This is a genomic window from Streptomyces cellostaticus (genome assembly GCF_001513965.1).
GTDB classification, from domain to species: Bacteria; Actinomycetota; Actinomycetes; order Streptomycetales; family Streptomycetaceae; genus Streptomyces; species Streptomyces cellostaticus.
Genome location: NZ_KQ948017.1, coordinates 353,646 through 374,106, shown reverse-complemented (window position 1 = coordinate 374,106; position 20,461 = coordinate 353,646). Strand labels below are relative to the sequence as shown.

General features: G+C 72.4%; 20 protein-coding genes and 2 pseudogenes. 9 read left to right on the top strand and 13 right to left on the bottom strand.

Annotated features, from left to right (window positions below; translation table 11 throughout):
• Positions 1–31 precede the first annotated feature (31 nt).
• A complete protein-coding gene (locus AQI88_RS08820; protein WP_066994580.1) occupies positions 32–781 on the top strand; it encodes a bestrophin-like domain in 750 nt (249 codons plus the stop codon).
• Here the strand turns inward: AQI88_RS08820 and AQI88_RS08815 are convergent.
• Entirely contained in the window at positions 756–1,760 is a 1,005-nt protein-coding gene (locus AQI88_RS08815) for an acyl-CoA desaturase (protein ID WP_079057469.1), read from the bottom strand. The genes AQI88_RS08820 and AQI88_RS08815 overlap by 26 nt on opposite strands.
• 177 nt (positions 1,761–1,937) lie before the next feature.
• Here AQI88_RS08815 and AQI88_RS08810 point away from each other — a divergent pair, with 177 nt between their 5' ends.
• Positions 1,938–4,163, top strand: coding sequence for an acetoacetate decarboxylase family protein (locus AQI88_RS08810; protein WP_208615739.1), 2,226 nt, complete (start codon positions 1,938–1,940; stop codon positions 4,161–4,163).
• Positions 4,164–4,201: 38 nt separating this feature from the next.
• The gene (locus tag AQI88_RS44895; protein WP_066994575.1) at positions 4,202–4,456 is read left to right on the top strand and encodes a hypothetical protein; all 255 of its coding nucleotides are present in this window, start codon (positions 4,202–4,204) and stop codon (positions 4,454–4,456) included.
• A gap of 6 nt (positions 4,457–4,462) precedes the next feature.
• Here AQI88_RS44895 and AQI88_RS08800 read toward each other — a convergent pair whose 3' ends face one another.
• Positions 4,463–6,082: a peroxidase family protein gene (locus AQI88_RS08800; protein ID WP_066994572.1), complete on the bottom strand. Its 1,620-nt coding sequence runs from the start codon at positions 6,080–6,082 to the stop codon at positions 4,463–4,465.
• A gap of 12 nt (positions 6,083–6,094) precedes the next feature.
• Positions 6,095–6,619 carry a cytochrome P450 family protein gene (locus AQI88_RS08795; protein WP_066994569.1) on the bottom strand — a complete coding sequence of 175 codons (525 nt, stop codon included), beginning with the start codon at positions 6,617–6,619 and terminating at the stop codon, positions 6,095–6,097.
• Between the two features lie 334 nt (positions 6,620–6,953).
• Here AQI88_RS08795 and AQI88_RS08790 point away from each other — a divergent pair, with 334 nt between their 5' ends.
• From AQI88_RS08790 to AQI88_RS08775, 4 genes are all read left to right on the top strand, one after another.
• Positions 6,954–7,250 carry a hypothetical protein gene (locus AQI88_RS08790; protein WP_159050320.1) on the top strand — a complete coding sequence of 99 codons (297 nt, stop codon included), beginning with the start codon at positions 6,954–6,956 and terminating at the stop codon, positions 7,248–7,250.
• A gap of 108 nt (positions 7,251–7,358) precedes the next feature.
• Positions 7,359–8,612, top strand: coding sequence for a beta-ketoacyl-[acyl-carrier-protein] synthase family protein (locus tag AQI88_RS08785; RefSeq protein WP_066994563.1), 1,254 nt, complete (start codon positions 7,359–7,361; stop codon positions 8,610–8,612).
• A gap of 42 nt (positions 8,613–8,654) precedes the next feature.
• Positions 8,655–9,599 carry an acyl-CoA desaturase gene (locus AQI88_RS08780; RefSeq protein ID WP_066994559.1) on the top strand — a complete coding sequence of 315 codons (945 nt, stop codon included), beginning with the start codon at positions 8,655–8,657 and terminating at the stop codon, positions 9,597–9,599.
• Positions 9,596–9,901, top strand: a complete 306-nt coding sequence (locus tag AQI88_RS08775; protein ID WP_066994555.1) for an acylphosphatase — start codon at positions 9,596–9,598, stop codon at positions 9,899–9,901. Before AQI88_RS08780 ends, AQI88_RS08775 begins: the two co-directional genes overlap by 4 nt.
• A 19-nt stretch (positions 9,902–9,920) precedes the next feature.
• On the opposite strand, the gene AQI88_RS08770 is transcribed toward AQI88_RS08775, so the two are convergent.
• Together AQI88_RS08770 and AQI88_RS08765 are read right to left on the bottom strand one after the other, a co-directional pair.
• Positions 9,921–10,451 carry a GNAT family N-acetyltransferase gene (locus AQI88_RS08770; RefSeq protein ID WP_066994552.1) on the bottom strand — a complete coding sequence of 177 codons (531 nt, stop codon included), beginning with the start codon at positions 10,449–10,451 and terminating at the stop codon, positions 9,921–9,923.
• A gap of 81 nt (positions 10,452–10,532) precedes the next feature.
• Complete coding sequence (locus AQI88_RS08765; RefSeq protein ID WP_066994549.1) at positions 10,533–11,183, bottom strand: GNAT family N-acetyltransferase; 651 nt, start codon at positions 11,181–11,183, stop codon at positions 10,533–10,535.
• Positions 11,184–11,556: 373 nt separating this feature from the next.
• Here AQI88_RS08765 and AQI88_RS42820 point away from each other — a divergent pair.
• A pseudogene (locus AQI88_RS42820) lies at positions 11,557–11,667 on the top strand (SAM-dependent methyltransferase); the annotation flags it as partial.
• Between the two features lie 422 nt (positions 11,668–12,089).
• Positions 12,090–12,590, top strand: coding sequence for a hypothetical protein (locus tag AQI88_RS08755; protein WP_066994543.1), 501 nt, complete (start codon positions 12,090–12,092; stop codon positions 12,588–12,590).
• A 67-nt stretch (positions 12,591–12,657) separates the two neighbouring features.
• On the opposite strand, the gene AQI88_RS08750 is transcribed toward AQI88_RS08755, so the two are convergent.
• From AQI88_RS08750 to AQI88_RS08715, 8 genes and pseudogenes are all read right to left on the bottom strand, one after another.
• On the bottom strand, positions 12,658–13,719 hold the full coding sequence (locus AQI88_RS08750; protein ID WP_066994540.1) for a glycerophosphodiester phosphodiesterase family protein: 1,062 nt from the start codon (positions 13,717–13,719) through the stop codon (positions 12,658–12,660).
• Between the two features lie 199 nt (positions 13,720–13,918).
• Positions 13,919–15,091, bottom strand: coding sequence for a PP2C family protein-serine/threonine phosphatase (locus AQI88_RS08745; protein WP_066995050.1), 1,173 nt, complete (start codon positions 15,089–15,091; stop codon positions 13,919–13,921).
• Positions 15,092–15,232: 141 nt separating this feature from the next.
• A complete protein-coding gene (locus AQI88_RS08740; RefSeq protein ID WP_066994536.1) occupies positions 15,233–16,222 on the bottom strand; it encodes an aldo/keto reductase in 990 nt (329 codons plus the stop codon).
• A 173-nt stretch (positions 16,223–16,395) separates the two neighbouring features.
• Positions 16,396–17,623, bottom strand: a pseudogene (locus AQI88_RS08735) (cytochrome P450 family protein).
• A 97-nt stretch (positions 17,624–17,720) separates the two neighbouring features.
• On the bottom strand, positions 17,721–18,929 hold the full coding sequence (locus AQI88_RS08730; protein WP_066994533.1) for a cytochrome P450: 1,209 nt from the start codon (positions 18,927–18,929) through the stop codon (positions 17,721–17,723).
• Positions 18,926–19,552, bottom strand: coding sequence for a GTP-binding protein (locus AQI88_RS08725; protein WP_398697439.1), 627 nt, complete (start codon positions 19,550–19,552; stop codon positions 18,926–18,928). The genes AQI88_RS08730 and AQI88_RS08725 overlap by 4 nt, the downstream gene beginning before the upstream one ends.
• Positions 19,533–19,880, bottom strand: a complete 348-nt coding sequence (locus tag AQI88_RS08720; RefSeq protein WP_066994527.1) for a DUF742 domain-containing protein — start codon at positions 19,878–19,880, stop codon at positions 19,533–19,535. The genes AQI88_RS08725 and AQI88_RS08720 overlap by 20 nt, the downstream gene beginning before the upstream one ends.
• Positions 19,877–20,284, bottom strand: coding sequence for a roadblock/LC7 domain-containing protein (locus AQI88_RS08715; RefSeq protein WP_066994523.1), 408 nt, complete (start codon positions 20,282–20,284; stop codon positions 19,877–19,879). The genes AQI88_RS08720 and AQI88_RS08715 overlap by 4 nt, the downstream gene beginning before the upstream one ends.
• Positions 20,285–20,461: the final 177 nt, after the last annotated feature.

Below are 20,461 nucleotides of genomic sequence, written 5' to 3'. Positions count from 1 at the left end.
GAGTACATCGAGACGACAGGAGCCCGAGCCGATGATCGAGACCTTTGCCGTCGTTGTGGGGATCGCCCTGGTCGCCGCGGGAGCCGTGGTGGTGCGGCACCGTTTGTGGCCGCTGGGCCCGGACGAGGAACCCCGTGAGGACGTGGCCGAGTACATCTCCATGATGGTCGGCGTGCTCTACGCCCTGGTCCTGGGCCTGGCGATGGTGTCCGTGTGGGAGAACCGGTCCGGGGTCGAGGGGCATGTGCAGGCGGAGGCGAGCGCCGCGCACCAGATCCGGCTGCTGTCCGCCGGACTCCCGGCAGCGGCGGCCGACCGCACCCGCAGTGCCGTGGACGCGTACGTGCATCACGTGGTGTCCACCGAATGGCCCGGGATGAGGGAGGGCGAGCCGCCCGGCCGAGAGGGCTGGGACCTGTTGGACACCCTCCGGGCGGCCGGGCGGATCCCGGCCGCTGCCACCCCCACCGAGCAGGCCACCCTGCAGGAGACCCTGGCGCAGCTCAGCACCCTGGACGAAGCCCGGCGCGGCCGGGAGACGGACCTGGGCAACACCCTGTCACCGGTGCTGTGGTTCGGGCTGATCGTCGGCGGAGTGCTCACCGTCGCCTTCATGTTCATGTTCGGGGTGAAACGCAGCTTGACCCATGTGGTGATGGTGATGGGCCTGACGGCGCTCATTACCTTCACCGTGCTGCTGGTCTACCAGCTGAACCAGCCCTTCAACGGCATGTTCGCGGTGAACTCCGCTCCGTTCACCCGCTACTTCCCGCACGCCTGACCCCGCCCGGCACCGGGCGGCATGCGCCGTCCGTGAACCGTCGGGAGGCGATGCGGCGCTCGTCCGGCCAGCGCACGTCGTGGACCCAGCCCCACCGTTCGAACCGGGCGATCAGCCACGCCGTGAGGTCCGGCTGCCCCGTCAGCCCGCCGTGCCGGGCGCTGTTGGGGTCCGCGTGGTGGAGGTTGTGCCAGCCCTCACCGAAGGTCAGCAGGGCCACCCAGCGCACGTCCCGGGACTGGTCGCGGGTGGCGTAGTGCTGCGGACCGAAGGCGTGCGCGACGGAGTTGACGGACCAGGTGACGTGATGGACGACCGCGTACCGGACGAGGCTCGCCCAGAAGAGGGTGACCGCAGCGGCCCGCCAGTCGTGGGTCCAGGCCACGACGAGCGCCGGGGGCAGGCCGAGCGAGACGGCGATGGTCGCCGGATAGCCGCGGTCCAGGCGGCGCACGTCCGGGTCGGCGAGCAGATCGGGGGCGTAGCGCGCGTGGTTGGAGCGGACCGGGGAGGAGGAGAACCAGCCGACCTGGGCGTGCCAGAGCCCCTTGAGCAGGGCCCGGCGGGTGGTGCCGTACTTCCATGGCGAGTGCGGGTCGCCCTCCCGGTCGGCGTACTGGTGGTGGCGCCGGTGCTCGGCCACCCACAGGGTGACGGGCCCCTCCATGGCCAGCCCGCCCGCGAGCCCGAGGGCGATCCGCAGCGGCCGCTTCGCCTTGAACGACAGATGGGTGAAGTGCCGGTGGTAGCCGGCGGTGATGCCCATGATGGACAGCGCGTACATGGCTGCGCCGAGGACGACGTCGTACCAGCGCGGCCCCCAGCCCGCCGTGAGGGCGACGGGCACCACCAGGGCCAGCACCGCCAGCGGTCCCACGACGAGCGTGAGGAGGTAGCCGGTGCGCAGCGGACGGCCGACCGGGACGGTGTCGGGGAGCCGGGCGCGGAGGCCGTTCGGGTGTTCGGCGGACGTGGTCACGGCGCACCTCCCACGAGGAGGAGCGGGCGAGCGGAAGGGGTCATGTGCGGCGATTATGCGGGAGCCGTTTGCGGCCCGAGCCCAGGCGCGCACGGGGCAGCGGGGCCGGTGCACATCCTCTACCTGGATGGATGAAGGTGCGGGTGTGCCGTCCCTGGCCGACGATGGAGCCGGACCGTGTCCCACAGGCGCGGTCGTACACCGCCGAACGTCGTCGAGCCGAGGGAGCGCCGGATGCGAGCGGACGGCCGCGCACCCATACGGCCCGGGCCGGACGAGCAGGACGCCAGGGAGCTGCTGCGCCGGTGCGCACGGGATGTCGTGGAGGTGGCCGAGGGCATCCGCGAGGTGTCCGCGCGCACCAGCGCCGTGCTGTTCGCGCCGGCCCTGACCGCCTCCGCGCGCCGCCGTCCCCGTACCGGTCTCGCCGCGCAGTGGGCGCTGCTGCGGGCCCTGACGAACAAGCAGGGCCTCGGCGGCTCCGCGATCACGGTACCGAAGGGCATCGGGCATGTGCTCGGCGCGGCCGGGGAGGTGCTGGGCCGGGAGAGCCTGGCGGCGCTGGTGGCCGTCACCTCGCTGCGTCTGCGGATCGCCGCCGTGCTGGTCGACCACCCCGAGTTCGAACGCGACCCGGGCATGCGCCGACTGCTGGCCGCCGTCACCGCCGACCGCGACCTGGAGACCGTACGGGCTCTGCGCGGCCTGTTCAAGGACCAGGGCGCCCAGCGTGCGCTGTCCGGGCTCGCGCCCCTGATGCCCGAACTCCTCGCCATCCGCGCCCTGGTGGACGAGGACCCGATGAACGACGAGACCGGCTGGGCGCCGGCCGCGGGCCGTGAGCTGCCCGCCGACCCGGTGCAGGGCACCAGCGCCTCCCGCCTCGCGGGCATGGACCAGGGCGAGGGCGCCGCCGAGGCCGTCGACCTCACCGAACAGGAGAAGCAGACCATCGCCGCCGAGGGTTCCTTCCTCGGCTTCCTGCGCAACATCGAGACGCTGTCCGCCGACGGGCGGATCCTCGTGCAGAACGTGCGCGGCCCCGACGGCGTCGTCCGCTACGTCGTCCAGGCCCCCGGCATGGCACCCGGCCGTCCCCGCAACGACTGCCCGCAGGACTTCGTCGGCGCCTGGCGCAACCTCGTCACGGCCGACTCGCCCTACACCCGCTCGATCCTCCTCGCCCTCGCGGACTACGGCATCCCGCGCGGCGCCGAACTCGCCCTGATCGGGTACAGCGAGGGCGGGATCGCGCTGATGAACCTCGCGCAGGACGAGGAGTTCTGCCGCGCCTACCGGATCACGCACCTGGTCGCGGTCGGCTCCCCGGTCGACAACAAGTTGCCCGCCGACCCGCGCACCTGGGTCGCCGGCATCACCAACCAGCACGACATGGTGCCCGTCTCCGACGGCAGGGGAGCGGGCTCCCACTTCGACCCGCACCCCAACCGGTACGAGGTCGACTACACCGGGCCCTCCCACGAGTTCCCGCTGTGCCACATGCTCCGCGAGTACATCGAGCACCTGCGGACCGTCGTCCCCGAGGCCCGCAAGGACATCGACGAGGCGCTCACCCCCTACCGCGGCCCGGTCGTGCGCACCCAGGCCTACCGGCTCAAGGACCGCGCCCACCCGCCCGAGGGCTACCCCTTCCTCACCCTGCCCACCACCTCCGTGCCCACCACGGCAGGCCCGGTCGACGTGCCGGTGCGCTACTACGACTCCTCCGCCGCCCACCTGTGCTTCCCCGTCGACGCTGAGGCGGCGCGCAGCCTGCTGCCCGGCGTCACCTGGATGATGCCGAGCCGGCTGGGCCGCCGGGCGCTGGCGGTGCTCTCCCTGTACGAGCACCGCTGCTCCACGATCGGCCCCTACGCCGAGATCGCGCTGTCGGTCCTGGTGGACGACCTGTGGCGGCCGCGCCCGTACGACATCGCCGCCGATCTGCTGCGCCGCGTCGACCTGCGCCGCACCGGCCGTTACGTCCTCTCCCTCGCCGTCGGCAGCGAGGAGGCCCGGGTGGTCGCCGAGGAGATCTGGGGCCAGCCGGCCGTCCGCACCTCGGCGGAAGCCGACCTGATGGGCCCTGGCTTCGCCGTCCGGGCACCGGAGCTCGGCCTGGCCGTCGAGGGTCATCTGGGGCCGGGCATCCGCTTCCGCGAGGCGGACCGGGTGCTCTACGGCCGCCGTGGCGAGAGCACCGTACGCACCCTGGTCCGCGCCCACGGCAAGCTGCGCCTGCACACCGGATCCGGCGTACGGCTGCGCCTGGAGACCGCGGCGGCCGAGCCCATGGCCGGGCAGCTGCGGCGGCTCGGCATCGACTCCGCCCGGCCGCTGTTCGTCCTGTCCTGCCCGCAGTTCATGGTCCACCGCAGCGCCGGCGCCGTCCTGCCGCGCTGAACCCGACCTGCCGTGCTCAACCCGAAGGGGAGCCCCTCATGGTGACCGAGTCCACCCGGGCGATCTCGCCTGCCCGCGCATCCTCCCTCGACCAGGTCGTCAGGTTGCGGGCCGACGCCGACCTCATGGACGGCTGCGCGCGCCGTCTGCTCGCCACCGCCTCCGCACTGAGCGGCTGTGCCGCGGCGCCGGAGTCGAGCCGCCCCGCGCTGGAACGGCAGGCGGCCGCCTGCACCACGGCGGCGGAGCAACTGCGCGCCGCCGCCGAGGCGTTGCTCGCGCACGTGCGCTGAGCCCGCTCAGCGGGCGGCCGCGGCCCGCGCGTCCGCCGCGCTCCTGCCCAGCGAGACGAAGTAACGCCCATGGTCCTCCGGCAGGTTGCGGCGCACCAGGTCGGAGAAGCCTCGCGTCTCCTGGATGATCCACATGCCCTCCGGCGAGAACGTCGACGGCGCGAACAGGCGCGGCGCGAGCAGCGGGTTGTTCAGCGCCTCCGAGAACGCGTCGACGGAGATCACGCGTTCCAGCAGCCGGCCGAAGACGGCCCCGGGCTCCGGCTCCTCCGCGAACAGCCCGACGTACAGGTCGATCGCGTCGACACTGCCGTACAGGTCGAGCAGCGCCTGCTGGACGCTCGGGTCCCCGGAGATCTGCCGCGGGTCGGTGATCCGCGGGAAGCCGTAGTAGGCGCGGTAGTCGTTGTAGGAGGCCAGCCGCAGCTCGCGGCCCACCGCGACGGTCTGCTCCTCGATGGGCAGCAGCAGCTCGTCGGTGTTGAACAGCCCGGACAGACCGGCCGGTTGGCGGGACAGATCCTCGAACAGCGGGCCCAGGCCCCGGTCGAGAACCAGCTGACCGTTGGCGATGGTGTGCGCGAGCGGCACCTCTTGGCCCGCGATGGTGTACGTCGACGGGATCAGGCTGTGCCATCGGTAGACGAGGCTGAACTCGATCGTCGCCCAGTTCTCCCGGTGCCACACCCCTCGGTCGGTGCGCACCGGGTCGAGGACGAAGTCGAAGTGGTACGGCGTGATGTGGTTGATGTACTCCTCCAGCATCACCCGGATCATCATCACGATCAGCGTGTTGCGGGTGGTCTGGAAGACGCGCTCGTCGTCCCAGTTCGGATGCGCGGCGGAGAGGATGCCGGCCACCCGGTTGTGCTCGCGCAGGAACAGGACGTTCACCGCCATCGGCCCGATGTGCGCGTGCACGCGCTCGCCGCCGCAGGCGAACAGGGCGTCGCGGAACTCCTTGGGCACCTCGCCGAACCGGACCGGCCTGATCGCACGGAACTCGTTCCTGATCTTCCCGCCCCTGCAGAGCAGGGGCGGGAACTCGCCCCCGCCGACCGTGCGGCTCTTCATCCGCCCGCCCCGGAAGGTGCGCAGGCAGGCGGTGACCTCCTCGCGGTCGCCGTAGAGCTGGCACATGTCGAGGGTGTGCGGGGAGTCGGTGCGGCGCGGGTCGCCGCCGGCGGCGTGACCGCGCAGGAAACCGTCGGTGAACCACTGCGCGAACGCGGGCAGCAGGGCCGTGGACCGGGTGCAGTAGCGGGTCTCGCCGTTTCGCCGGAAGAGCTCGGTGACCCGTTCGGCGGAGGGCAGGTCCTTCGGCGGGACCATCGGGGGCAGGTGCCGGCCCACCCAGGAGCGGTCGGTCAGGGAGTCCCAGGAGGTGTACGGGCTCTTGGTGCTCAGCGGGTCGGGGCGTATCGGGGCCTTGAGGACGGCCCGGTCGGTCAGGGTGGAGTTCAGACGGCGGTGCAGCCATCTGCTGCGCCGGGCCGCCTGCCACACCGGGCCGTAGTGGGTCAGCAGATGGGTCTCGAACCGGTTGCGCAGGCCGTCGCGGGACCGGTCACGTGCTCCGGTCCACGGCAAGGTCCGGGTCTCGGGCGCACGAGACAATACGGTCATGGGTCCTCCCGGTCAGGTCGCGTTCCCGGCCGGGCGGCCGGAACTCACTATGTCGTGCTGGGGGAATGGGGTGCCCGCGTGGTCGAGAGCGCGTTCGCCGCCGGGCAGCGGCCGGATGCCGGGGCGCAGCAGCACGCGCCGCGCCGGCTCGGGCACGATCACCAGGGCCGCGTATCCGCCGAGGCAGTCGTGGGCGCCGTAACCGAGGACGGGGTTGTGCGCGGACGGGCGTCCGGGCCGGAACTCCAGGGGCGCCTCGACGACCTCCTCGTCGAACATCGCCGACGCGCAGCAGGCCGGCACCACGCTCCTGGCCGCGATCACCGTCTGCCGCGGGGTGCCGGCGGCGAGGGTGTGGTCGTGCAGGCACAGCCGGGGTGTGACGGGCGCCACGCACTGGGTGATGTTCTGCTGGGAGCCCGTCAGGCAGCCGACCAGGTGGGCCGCCTTGTCGCCCGCCGGGGTCTGCCGCGGCAGGACCACCCGCTGCGGGACGTCGTCCTCCGGGATCGCGTCGTGGGCGGCGAGAAGGTCCATGAGGGCATTCAGTCATCCATCGGGACGCACCGCACGTCAGACGGGCATTCGGGGCGGCTCCGACATGCCGGGGAGCACGGACGTGGGTGATGATCGGGCGGGGACGGTCCCGTCCGGGAGAGGAGCACCGCCGTGCTGTCCGCCGGTGCCAGAGCCCTCGTGCCCGTCTTCAGTGACACGACCGTGAGCGGGGCCGGCCGCCCGGCCGGCGGGCCCGGCCGTATCCTCGCCGCCCACCACACCTCGCTCTTCGACCCGGTGCTGCTCATCGGCACCCTGCACCGGCCCGCCGTCCTCGCCGCCGCCGGAGTGTGGCGGGTACCCCTGCTGTTCCGTGCCCTCACCCGCGAGGGCTGCCTACCGGTGCACAGGGGCAGCCGCCGCGCTCACCGCGGGCCGCAGCGTGCTCATCCACCCGGAGGGCGGCCTGCCTCGCTACCGGGCGTCCCACGACCGCCCGCCCGGACGCCTGAAGCCCGGCGTCGTCCGTCTGGGCCTGTCCGGCCCGTCGCTGGACGACCTGGAGAGCGCTTTGGCCGAGGCCTGGTCGTGCGCGGTACGGGCGCTCGGCCCGGCCGCGCCCGAGGACACGCCGGACGACGACGGGCTCGTCCCCACCGGTGGCGGCTGACGGTTCGCCAGTGGGGTTCGCACATCCGGGTGGTAGCGGCCGCCGTCCTGGGCCGAACGAGTTGTCGCAGCCGGGAACCGCCGCCCCGGGCCCGGATAATCACCGCTCATGCAGCTCGTGAAAGCACGCGGCCCGGCGCGCCGCGCCCCGGTGGCCGTCACCGGACTGGGACTGGTCACACCCGTGGGCATCGGCCGGGACGCGGTGTGGGCGGGCCTGTGTGCCGGGCAGTCCACCGCGACCGCCGACCCGGGCCTGGACGGGCTGCCCGTGGCCTTCTCCTGCCGGGTGCCCGGCCTCGACGCGGCCGGCCTGCTCGGGCACCGGCTCAGCCGCCGCCTCGACCGCTTCACCACCTTCGCCCTGCTCGCCGCCCGCGAGGCCGTGGCCGACGCCCGGCTCACGCCCGGCGGCTGGGACGGGGCCCGCGTCGGCGTCGTGATGGGCGTCGGCACCGGGTCCATGCAGGGCTGGCAGGCCGAGTTCGACCGGCTCGCCGACCACAACCCGGAACGGGTCTCGCCGCTCGCCCTCCCCCGCAGCGTGCCCAACATGGCAGCCGCCGAGATCGCCCTCGACCTCGGCGCACAGGGCCCCAACATGGTCGTCAGCACCGCCTGCGCCTCCGGCACCAGCGCGCTCGGCCTCGCCCGGGACTGGCTGCTGTCCGGCGCCTGCGACCTCGTCCTCGCCGGGGGCAGCGAGTCGGCCCGGCTGCGGATGACCGCCGCCTGCTTCGCCCAGATGCGCGCCCTGTCCCGCCGCGCCGACAGCCCGCAGGAGGCCTCCCGGCCGTTCGACCGCGACCGGGACGGCTTCGTCCTCGGCGAGGGCGCCGCCGTCCTCGTCCTGGAACGTGCCGAGGACGCCCGCGCCCGGGCCGCCCGGCCCGTGGCCCTGCTCTCCGGCTTCGGCGCCTCCTGCGACGCCCACCACTTCACCGCCCCGCACCCCGGCGGCGACGGCGCCGCCCGCGCCATCCGGGGCGCCCTCGCGGACGCCGGCCTGGCCCCGGAGGACGTCGACCACGTCAACGCGCACGGCACCTCCACCCCGCAGGGCGACGCGGCCGAGCACAACGCGCTCCACCGGGTCTTCCGGCGGCCGCCGCCCGTCACTGCCGTCAAGGGCGCCATCGGGCACGCCATCGGCGGCGCCGGCGCCATCGAGGCGGCCTGCACCGTGCTCACCCTGCGCCACCAGCTGATCCCGCCCACCGCCAACCTCGACACCCTCGACCCGGCGATGGACCTGGACGTCGTGACGAAGGTCCCCCGTCCGCAGCGGATACGAGCCGCCCTCAGCAACTCCTTCGGCTTCGGCGGCCAGAACGCCGTACTCGCCTTCACCGCCGTCGACTAGCACCCGCCCCGAAAGCACCCCCGCAGCCGAAAGGTCCTCCTCTTGTCGGAGTTCTCGGAATCCACCCCTCTGGCAGGCAGAGCACGGTCCTGGCAGAGCGGCGAGCAGCTCATGATCGGTGTGTTCGTCGGCGTACCCTTCCTGGCGCTCCTCGCCGCCGTGCCCCTTGCCTGGCGGCACGGCCTGAGCCCCACGGATCTCGCGCTAGCCGTCGTCTTCTACCTGGTCAGCGGACTCGGCATCACCGTCGGCTTCCACCGGTACTTCACCCACGGCTCCTTCAAGGCCATCCGGCCCCTCAGGATCGCCCTCGCCCTGGCCGGCAGCCTCGCCGTACAGGGCCCGCTGCTCACCTGGGTGGCCGACCACCGCAAGCACCACCGCTTCTCCGACCGCGACGGGGACCCGCACTCGCCCTGGCGGTACGGCCGTTCCCCCCGCGCCCTGGCCAAGGGCATGGTCTACGCCCACCTCGGCTGGCTCTTCGAGACCGAACATGCCTCGCCCCGCCAGTACGCCCCCGATCTCGTCCGCGACCGCACCCTGATGCTGATCTCCCGGCGCTTCGGCATCCTGGTCCTCGCCTCCCTCACCCTGCCGGCACTGCTGGGCGGGGCGCTCACCCGCTCCTGGCAGGGCGCGCTCACCGCGTTCTTCTGGGCCGGGCTGGTGCGGATCTCGCTCGTCCACCATGTCACCTGGTCCATCAACTCGATCTGCCACGCGGCCGGTTCCCGGCCCTTCCGCAGCCGGGACCACTCGGGCAACGTGTGGTGGCTGGCCGCGCTGTCCCTCGGCGAGTCCTGGCACAACCTCCACCACGCCGACCCGACCAGCGCCCGGCACGGCGTGCTGATCGGCCAGCTGGACGCCAGCGCCCGCCTGATCCACTGGTTCGAGCGCGTCGGCTGGGCCTACGACGTGCGCTGGCCGGACCGGCGCCGGATCACCGCACGCCGGCAGGGGAACGGGAGTCCACAGGAATGACCGTCCGTCAGCACGTGCACGTCAGTGGCCGGGTACAGGGTGTGTTCTACCGCGACACCTGCCGTCGGCTCGCCGCGGAACGGGGAGTGGCGGGGTGGGTGCGCAATCTGCACAACGGAGACGTGGAAGCCGTGTTCGAGGGGCACCCCGACGACGTCGCCGCCATGGCGCGCTGGGCGGCCGAGGGCCCGCCGGCGGCGCAGGTGACCCGCTGTACGGGCGTCGCCGAGGAGCCCGAGGGCCTGTCCGTCTTCCGTGTCCTGGCCGACGCCAGGCCCGGGGACGATCCCGGCGCCGGGTAGGCCGACGGGCCTGGAGGTTTCACCGCACCCGCTCGGCCGCCGCCCGGGTCAGGTGGCGTCGGGGAGCGGCCGTGTCGGTCCGCGAGGAGTGGGCGAGGGGCCGTACGAACAGGCTGACCGTGGCCTGTTCCGTGAAGCCGTTGCGGCGCATCAGTTCCGCGGAGGCGGTGTTGCGCCGCTCCACGTCCGTGACCACGCACACCGCCCCGGCCGCCGCGAGCCGGGCACAGCACTCCTTCACCAGCCGCGAGGCCACCCCGCGCCCCTGGTAGGCGGGGTCGACCGCGATCCACTCCAGATAGCCCCAGTCGGCACGCTGCTCGAACGAGACCGACCCGAGGACGAAACCGGCGACCCGGTCACCGTCCAGCGCCACCAGGCAGGCGGAGTCCGGCGCGTCCAGATGCCCGGCGACGGCCGACAGCGACCAGCCCGTGTAGGGCATCGCCTCGGTGTCGTAGACCCGGTGGCCGAGGTCGAGGACGGCGGCGAGGTGTTCGAAGCCGAGCTGTCGCAGGGGCAGGGCGGGGGTCGGCGGGGCATCGGCCATGGGGACTCCCTTCGGTGCGGTATTTCGCAGCATATGTCCGATCGAAGGGGGTGGCGCGACCGGCGTGGGACGCGGTGGTGGTCAGGTGCAGTGGGAGGCCGCCGTGGCGTCGTGCCGGAGCCAGACGGAGTCGATCACGCGTCCGTCGGGCAGGGTGTGCCGGGGCGGTCCTTCGTCCGGGACGAATCCCGCCCGGGCCAGGGCCCGCCGGCTCGCGGCGTTTCCGGTCTCCGCGCCGGCCCGCACGGTGCTCATCCCGGCATGGGTGTGCGCGAGCACGGCCCCGGCCCGGAACAGCTCGGCGCCCAGGCCCTGCCCACGGCAGCGCGGCGCCAGCCAGCCGCCCATCTCCCCCGCGCGGTGCTCCAGTTGCAGGGCTCCGGCATAGCTGAGGTCGGCCCTGCGTACACAGACCAGGAACACCGGGTCGTCGGGACCGGGCGTGAAGGGCTTCGCCAGCCGGCGCGGGACACGGCGGCCGTCGTCGCCTGCGGGCCGCCACTCCAGCAGGACGCGCCGGGTGCCGGGGTCGGGCGCGATCCGGTCGGTCTGGTTCCCCAGCCATCGCTGGGCCTCGGCGTCCGCGCTGGCCGCGAGCGCCGCCGCGACGTCGAGCAGCGTCCGGGGTGTGAACAGCAACAGCCGCTCGGTGGCCAGGACATGCCGACCCGGCGCGCACTGCCCGGGCGCGGGCAGCCCGGCCCGGCTCCGGCGGACGAGCGACCAGATCATGGAACCCCCCCGGTGCCAACGCTGCGTGGCGGCCGCCCGAGCCCGCATCAGGGGCACCGGAACCGCCGACGGATGCGAACGGCTCGCATCGGGGCCGAATCTACCGAGGAATTCCGGCGGGGATGGCTGACAATCCGTCAAGTCACCGACAGCTGACGGACAGTGACCGGATCATCCGGTCCCGGCTTCGGGCGGGTCCGGGTCCAGGACGGGGCGGTGGACAGGTCGGGGCCGGGTGTGGCCAGGGGGCATGGGCGGGGGTTCCTTCGGGCGAGTGGGGGACGGTCCGCGGGCGGGATGCGGCCGGTGCGGGGCCGGCCGGATCCGGGGCGCCGGGTGCCGCCGTCAGTTCCGCCCGGACGACGCGCACGGGCCGATCATCCTCACTCTCTCCCAGGGGCTGCTCGCCGGCGCGCCCGAGGGCCGGACCTCGTACATCGAGGCCGACTTCCGTGACCCGGCGGCCATCCTCCAGGCCCCGGAACGAGTTCGCGCCCGACGAGGTGGGGCGGGTCGCCCGCGAGTACGCGGCCCGCAAGCCGTGACCGGCCCGGTGCCGGGGGCCGTCCACCACCTCCCGGACCCCGGCACCTACCGCGGGCACTTCGCGAAACTCGTGCCCGGCGCTCAGGTTGTGGAGGTCTTCGCGTTCGAGACGGACGACGACGCCGTGCGCGGCGCCATGATCCTGGAAGACCGGAATCCGCAGACGACCTGACAGATATGGCTGAAAAAGACAGGGAATAGGTCCGGAATTCAGCCCAACCTTTGCCGCCGTGTCAGGTGCCCGGAATTACGGAAAAAGAAAGCGGAAAGAAGAGGAACCGGGCGGAGGGAAATGCGGTCTTAAGGTCCGCCGACGGCCGGGATCAGCCCGGCCGCGACGAAACCGGGGGAATGAGACACATGTCCGTCCAGAGCCGCAAGACCCTGCTGACCGCCGCCGCCCTCACAGCCGGCCTCACCCTGGCCGCCGTCACGCCCGCCCTCGCCGGCACCGGCGCGAGCCACGCCACCCGCGCCGCCGCCGTCTCCTCCACTCAGGGCGACCCGCGCAACGTCACCCAGCGCGTGGCCGACTTCTACGGCGCCTACATCGACTCCGTCTGGGCCAACGAGGACCCCGCGGCCGCCGCCAACGCAAAGGCGCTGCGTGGCTTCTACCTGTCCGCCGCCGCCCAGAAGAAGGTCACCGCGTACGAGAAGAAGAACCACGCCGACGGCATTCTCTTCGCACAGAACGTGCCGGTGAAGTGGAAGGTCACCTACACCGGCTCCGGCATGGGCCACGCCACCAGCAGGGTCACGCTCACCTGGAGCGACGGCGCCGGCGCGGAGGTCAGCAAGATCGACGTCCAGTCCGACCTGAAGACCCTGAAGATCACCGACCTCAAGCCGGCCGGCTGACCGGCTGACGGGCGCGCAGTCCCGCCCCGCCCCCACTCGGGGCGGGGCTCGCGGCTTTCCGGACCGGTCACCTCCGGCGGTGCGGGTAGTACGGCCGGGGCAGCCGCATACCCCGGTCGGCCATGATCTGCCGTACGTGGTTGGGGTAGTTGGTGATGATCCCGTCGACACCCAGGTCCATCAACGCCTCCACCGTCGCCGGGTCGTCGCAGGTCCAGGGGACCACCTTGAGGCCGCGGGCGTGCGCCTCGGCGACCATCGCCGCGTCCGAGTAGAAGCGGAAGCCGGGGTCGCCGACCTTCCCGGTCTGCGGGAAGCCGTAGTTGGGGGAGAGGGTCGTGACCCCGGGGACGGTGGCCGCCGCCCGGACGAAGTCACCGCCGTAGTCGTCGGCGTCGATCCCGCCGAGCCACGGGGACGCGCCGGGCTGCCCGACCTGGAGGAAGTCGTAGTTCGTCAGCGCCACCAGCGGCCACTTGGGCGCGAGCCGGTGCATCACCTTCAGTGCGCCCCAGTCGAAGGACTCGATGGTCACCTGCCGCTCGATGCCCGAGCGGTGGATCTCCTCGTACACCCGGCGCACGAACACCTCGCGCGGCGCGGTCTGTTCGGGCGCACCCGCCTCGACCTTGGTCTCGATGTTCAGCCTGACCTGGTGGGCGTGGTAGCTCTTGACCAGGTCCAGGACGTCCTTCAGCTCCGCCATCCGGAAGCCCTTGACGACCTCCTGCTCCGGGAAGCCGGGCAGTTGCTGGTAGCCGCAGTCCAAAGTCTTGATCTGAGTGAGCGTCAGATCCTTGATGTACTTGCCGACATACGGGTACATCGGATCGCCGGGCGTGACCGGCCCGGTGTCGCGGCACTTGACGCCGTTGATCTGCCGGTCGTGGTTGACGACGACCTTCAGGTCCTTGGTGACATGGGTGTCCAGCTCCAGCGTGGACACCCCCAGCCGCATCGCCTTGCCGAACCCCTCCAGCGACTCCTCGGTCGTCATGCCGATGCCGCCGCGGTGGGCCTGGAGGTCGAAACGGGCCTGGGGCGGGCCACCCTGGGCCGCCTGCGCGGTGACGGGGAACACGAGCGCCGGCATCAGGGCCACACCGGCGAGCAGATGTCGTACGGACATCGCACCTCCCTGTTCTCGGGGCGCCCGAAATTCTCGCAACGGCCGGCCGGGTCGGCCACCACCGCAACGCAGCATTGGCCCAGAGGCCGTTGAACGTGCGGGGCACCGACACTTGAGGGGGGCCTGTGGTTAACCAGTGCTGCTGAACAAGCGTTTGATCAAGCGGTGTGGCGCGGCAGGGGAGGAAGGCCGAATCCCTTCAGGTCCGGGCCCCGGATCCGTGCCGCAGGCCCTCGGCACCGGCCGCCCGTCCATGGTGGTGGCGACGGCGGTCGACGGCCGTGCGGTGCACGGCGATGAGCGCCGCGTCGTCGTCCAGCCGGCCGCCCGCGTGGGTGAGCAGGTCACGCCGCACATGGTGCATCAGCGCCTGTGGACTGTCGTCCGTCCAGCGCGCGACCCGCTCGGCCAGCGGATAGAACCGGCCGCGCGCGTCCCGGGCCTCGATGACACCGTCGGTGTACAGCAGCAGCGTGTCGCCGGGCTCGAAGGAGAACACGTCCAGCGTGTGGTCGGATCCCCCGTGCACCCCGAGGGGAGGCGACGGGTGCAGGCTCGGCACCGACACCGCATGCCCCGGGCTCAGCAGCAGCGGCGGGGGATGGCCGCAGCTGGTCATCCGGGTGACCGGATCCCGGTCCGGGATCTCCACCAGCAGGGCGGTGGCGAAGCGCTCGCCCGCCTCCTCCGGCGTCTCCAGCTCGGCCGCGTAACGGCTGATGCTCTGGTCCAGCGTCGTGGCCAGGTCCTCCAGCGGGATGTGCCGGTGGGCGCTCTCCCGGAACGCGCCGAGCAGCAGGGCGGCCTCCCCGATGGCCGGCAGGCCCTTGCCGCGCACGTCTCCGATCAGGACCCGCACCGCGCCGTCGCACCGGGTCGCCGCGTACAGGTCGCCGCCGATCTGCGCCTCGTCCTCGGCAGCCAGGTAGAGGGAGGCGATCCACAGCGGGCCGATCTGCTCGGGCAGCGGCCACATCAGCACGTGCTGTGCGGCCTCGGCGACCGTGCGCACCTGCGCCAGCTGGGCCTGGCGCCGCTCCCGTACCACGCTGTAGACCACCACCATCACCGAGAGCACGGCGAGGGTGACGAGCTGCACGATGTGGTTCGTGGTGGCTATCCCGCCGTGGACAAAAGCGATCAGCGTCTGGGCGGCCACCGCCAGCGCCCCCACGAACGCGGTGGTCCGGGGCCCGGCGAACGACGGCGTAAGTGCCGGGGCGATGACCAGGGCCGGGCCCAGATGGATGCTCTCGGGGGAGCGGATGTCCACCACGGTGATCACCAGGATGAGCACGACCGGGAGCAGCAGCAGCGCATGCGCCGACTGCCACGGTTGCTGCACACCCGCGCCCCTCTGCCGGAGCCTCATGCCTACCAGCGTGCTCCCGGAGGGGGCGCACGGCACACCGAGGAGCGGGAACCGGTTGCGCAGCACACCCCCCACCGGCCGCGGCCGCCGTCGCCAGATCCAGGTCTGTGGTCCGATGGGCGGCTACGCGGTCGGTGGGGGCTAGCGGTCCACCGACCGCATCCCGGCCTCGTCGTAGCGCTCGCCCGCCGCCTCGGGCAGCTCGGCGTCGATGCGGGCGAGGTCCTCCTTGGTCAGCTCGATGGCGGCCGCGGCCGCGTTCTGCTCCAGGTAGGTACGGCGCTTGGTGCCCGGGATCGGGACCAGGTCCTCGCCCTGGGCCAGCACCCAGGCGATCGCCAGCTGGGCGGGGGTGACGTCCTTCTCCGTGGCGATCTCCTTCACCTTCGCCGCCAGCCGCCGGTTCGCCTCGATGTTGGCGTCGGTGAAGCGGGGGCTGCTGCGGCGCCAGTCGTTCTCGTCCAGCTCCTCGGCGGAGGAGAAGCGGCCGGCGAGGAAACCGCGGCCGAGCGGCGAGTACGGGACGAAGCCGATGCCCAGTTCCCGGCAGGCGGGCATCACCTCGGCCTCCACGTCCCGCGTCCACAGCGAGTACTCGCTCTGCACCGCGGTGACCGGGTGGACGGCGTGGGCCCGCCGGATGGTCTCCGCGCTCGCCTCGCTCAGCCCGATGTGCCGCACCTTGCCCTCGGTCACCAGCTCTGCGAGGGCGCCGACCGTCTCCTCGATGGGCACGTTGGGGTCGACCCGGTGCTGGTAGTACAGGTCGATGTGGTCGGTGCCCAGGCGCTCCAGTGAGCCGTGCACGGAGCTGCGCACATGCTCGGCCGAGCCGTCCTGCCGGCCCACCGTGCTCATGTCGCCGGGCACCGCGTCGTCCATCCGGTAGTTGAACTTCGTGGCGATCACGTACTCGTCACGGTGCCCCCTGATCGCCTCGCCGACCAGGGACTCGTTGGTGAGCGGTCCGTAGACCTGCGCGGTGTCGAGGAAGGTGATGCCCAGCTCCAGGGCGCGCCGGATGGTCGCGATGCCCTCGTCCTGGTCGGCCGTGCCGTAGAAGGCGGACATTCCCATGCAGCCGAGGCCGATGGCCGATACCTGGAGATCCCGCAGACTGCGCTGTCGCATGTCGTGTCCCAGCCTTTCCCTGCACACTCGATCGTCGTTCCGTGCGGCACGAAGGCCTCTTCCATCTAGCGACGGATCACGTCCCCCGGCATCCCGTGACGGAAGCCGGGCGACAGGGCCCTCGTGTGCCGGATGTCCGCGACGCTATGGCTTGGAGCGCGCTCGAAGTCAACTCAGGTGTTCAGGCGCACCGGCAGCTCGAACAGGTCGTTCTGGGTCACCACCGGCTTGTTGCGCAACGCGGTGGCCGGCACCGCCAGGTCCAGGCCGGGGAAGCGGGCGCAGAGTGCGGGCAGGGCGACGGCCGCCTCCAGGCGGGACAGTGCCGCGCCGGGGCACACGTGTGGGCCGTGTCCGAAGGAGAGGTGACGGTTCCTCGTCTCCCGCGTGATGTCGAACTCGCCGGCACTCGGGCGTGTGCGTTCTCGTCGCGGCCGATCGCGCCGTACGACACGATCAGCGCTTCCCCGGCCGGGATCACCTTGTCGCCGACCGGTACGTCTTCGGTCGCGAAGCGGATCAGGACGTGCGAGGCCGGGGTGGAGTAGCGCAGGGTCTCCTCGACGACCGCGGACCCGGTCGACCTCGCCGGACAGGACGAGCGCGCGCTGATCGGGGTGGGTGGAGAGGTTGACCACGGCGTTCACGATCAGGGAGATCGTCGTCTCGTGGCCGGCCGCGACCATCAGCTGGAGCGTGGAGACGATCTCCTCGTCCGTGAGGTGGTCGCCGTCCTCGGACGCGAGGATCATGCGCTGGTCAGGTCGTCGCCCGGCTCGGCCCGCTTCGCCGCCACCGTCCCGGCCATGATCTGCGCGAGCTCCGTGAGGGTCGCGATGACTTCCTCGGGCGGCGTCTGGGTGGAGAAGAACTTCTCGAACAGCACCTTCAGCCGGGGCAGCCGCGCCTCCTCGAGGCCCATGAGCTCGGCGACGACGTACATGGGCAGCGGGTGGGCGAAGGCCGCCTTGAGGTCCACGACCTCCTCGCCGGCGGGCAGCGCGTCGAGCAGGTCCTGGGTGAGCTTCTCGATCCGCTCCCGCATCAGCTCCACCCGGCGCGGGGTGAGCGCCTGCGCGACCAGCGTGCGCATCCGGCGGTGGTCGGCGCCGTCCACGGTGAGCATGGAACGGCCCGGATCGGCGAGGCCGATCAGCGGCCAGTCGGCCGGGATGTCGCCGCGCTGCCAGGCGCCCCACACGTTGATGTCCTTCACCAGGCGCGGGTCGGTCAGCAGCGACCTCGCCTCGGCGTGGTGGGTGACGGCCCACACCGGGACGCCGCCAGGCAGCTCCACGGCGGCGAGCGACCGGCCGCGCGCAGCACCGCGCTCTCGGCGTCCAGGTCCGTGACGAAGGGGTCGAGGGCGATCCGGGTGCGTCCCGTTCCGGTCGTCGTCATCGTGGCGTGCCTCCCAGGGCAGGGTCGGGTACCGCGCCTGTCCGGGGACAACCCCCTGACCCCGGCAGAAAAGCGGGTCGGCCGGGGCGACGCGGGATCAGAGGGCAGATACGGGCGTGAACCGGACGGGCAAGCGGGTCAGTCCCCTGAGCCAGGGCGAGGGCCGACGGGTGAGGAACTCGGCGGGCACCGCCAGGTCGATGTCCGGCAGCCGGTCCAGCACGACCTCGACAGCGGTTCGCGCGATCACCTCGGCGATCTCCTGCGCGGGGAACGGACAGCGGTGCTCTCCGTGACCGAAGGTGAAGTGCGCGCTGTTGCCGCCGGTCAGCGCGGAGGCGTCGGTGCGGACCTGTGGATCGGAGTTGGCGCCCTGCAGTCCGAGCAGCAGCAGGTCGCCGGCCGCGATGCGGCGGCCGCCGAGGTGGGTGTCGCGGGCGGCCCAGCGGCCGGCCACGTTCTGTGTGGGCGTGTCCTCCCACAGCACCTCGTTCATCGCCTCGGCGACGCTGCCCCGGCCGCCGAACAAGGATGCGGCGAAACGGTCGTCGGTGAGCATCAGCCTGAGCGAGTTGCCGATCCAGTCGGCGGTCGGCTGGTGCCCGGCCGCCATCATCACCATCAGGTCCTGCACGATCTCCTCGTCGGTGAAGCCGCTGTCGTCGGCCAGCATCCGGGAGACGACGTCGTGCGCGGGCTCCTTCTTGCGGTCGGCGAGCAACTGCCCCATGGAGGCGGCCAGATGGGCCTGCCCCGCACGGGCGCGCTCGCGGCCGTCGATCATGTCGTTGAGGGCGGTGACCAGACCCGGGCCGTCCTCGTCCGGGAAGCCGTACAGCCGGGCGAGGACCCGTACCGGCAGCAGCATCGCGTAGTGCGCGATGAGGTCGGTCTCGCCCGAGGAGCAGACCGCGTCGATCAGCTCGTCCGCGAACCGCTCGGCGTGGCCGCGCAGTTCGAAGGGGTCCGCCGCCTCCAGCGCGTCGCTGATCATCGCGGCGCGCTGCCGGTGCCGTTCGCCGACGGTGTAGAGGATCGACGGCTGCCGGTGGCCGATCATCGGCAGCAGCGGCCAGTCGGCCGGGATGGAGTCCCACTGGTTCCACAGCTCGGAGTCCCGGCTGAACAGCACCGGATCGCCGGTCACCTGGTGGAGCTTCCGGTAGCCCAGCACCAGCCAGGCCGGGACGTCCCCGTCGAGCAGGACCGGGGCCACGGCGCCGTGCTCGCGCCGCATCTCCCGGTACAGGCGGTCGGGTTCGGTCTGGAACCGGGGTCCGGTCAGCGGGACGGCGTCGGGGGTCACACGAACTCCTGTCGAGGCAGGGCCGCGGGCAGGGACGGACCGGCGTACCGGTTCCGGACGTGCTGCACCAGCGTGATCAGCACCTGCTGGGCGGACTGGCGGGAGCGGGCGTCGCAGTCGATCAGCGGCACGTGCGGATCCAGGTCCAGGGCCGCGCGGACGTCCTTTGGGGCGTGCACGGGGCCGCCGAAGTCGTTGCAGGCCACGATGAACGGTGTGCCGTGGTGCTCCAGCCGGTCGATCGCGTACCAGGAGTCGTCGATCCGGCGGGTGTCGACGAGGACGACCGCGCCGAGCGTGCCGGAGAACAGCCGGTCCCACAGGAACCAGAACCGCTCCTGACCGGGCGCGCCGAACACGTACAGCACGTTGTGCGCGTCCAGGGAGATCCGGCCGAAGTCGAAGGCGACGGTGGTGGCCGACTTGCCGCGCACCTGCCGGATATCGTCCACCGTCGCGCCGGCCCGGGTCATCGTCTCCTCCGTGCTGAGGGGACGGATCTCGCTGACCGAGTGGACGAGGGTGGTCTTGCCGACGCCGAGGGCGCCCACGACCACGATCTTCAGACCGTTGTCGGCCGGGGCACCCAACGGGGTGCGCGGATCAGAGGTTGCGGAGTCCAACGATCACCTGCTCCATGATGTCGGGGTCGGTGGTGGCAGGCCGGCGCGGATGACGGGCGCTGACGCGGCCCGCCGCCAGCAGGTCGCACAGCAGCACCTTGGTGATGCCCACGGGCAGGCGCAGCTCGGCGGCGATCTCGGCCACGGAGGCGGGGAACTGCGCGATCCGCAGGATCGCCGCGTGCTCCGACTGCATGCCCGCCACCGGCTCCGACTCGGCGACGACCAGCGTGACCAGGTCGAAAGGGCTGGCGGGGCCGGTGCGGCTGCGTCCCTGGGTGAGGGTGTAGAGACGGTCGGGAGCGTCGTCCCTGCCGGGACGGCTCATGAGGTACGGGGCACGGCGGTCAGGTGCTCGCCGAGCTGCTCGACCAGTTCGCTCATGCGGTGCCCGACGACGCCGGCGTCCGCGTCCTCGGTCGTCACGACGGCCAGATGGGCGCCCTCGCCCGCCTCCACGATGAACAGCACGCCTCCGGAGAACTCGGTCATCGCCGAGCGCACGCCTCCGCTGCCGTCGCCGAACTCGACCGACGCCCCGTGCGACAGCGACTGGATCCCGGCGGCGATGGCGGCGAGCTGATCAGCTTGGTCCACGCTCAGCTCCGGGGACCGGCACAGCTTCAGCCCGTCCCGCGAGAGCACGAGCGCATGCCGCGCGCCCGGGGTCCTCTCCAGCAGGCCCTCCAGAAGCCAGGTGAGCGTGTCGTCGGCGGTGGTCGGGCCGGTCATCAAGTGGCGTCGCCTTCCGGGTGCGCGTGCGGGTGGGAGGGAGCGGGCGAGGTGTGCTCGGCTTCGTCGGAAAAGGTTCCCTGCGGGGGGTCGGAGGGGCGGTTGTCCGGTGCGCTGTCTCGCGGGGTGCCCGCCGGGCGGTCGTGCGGTGGGCTGCCGCCGGGGCGGCCGTGTGGC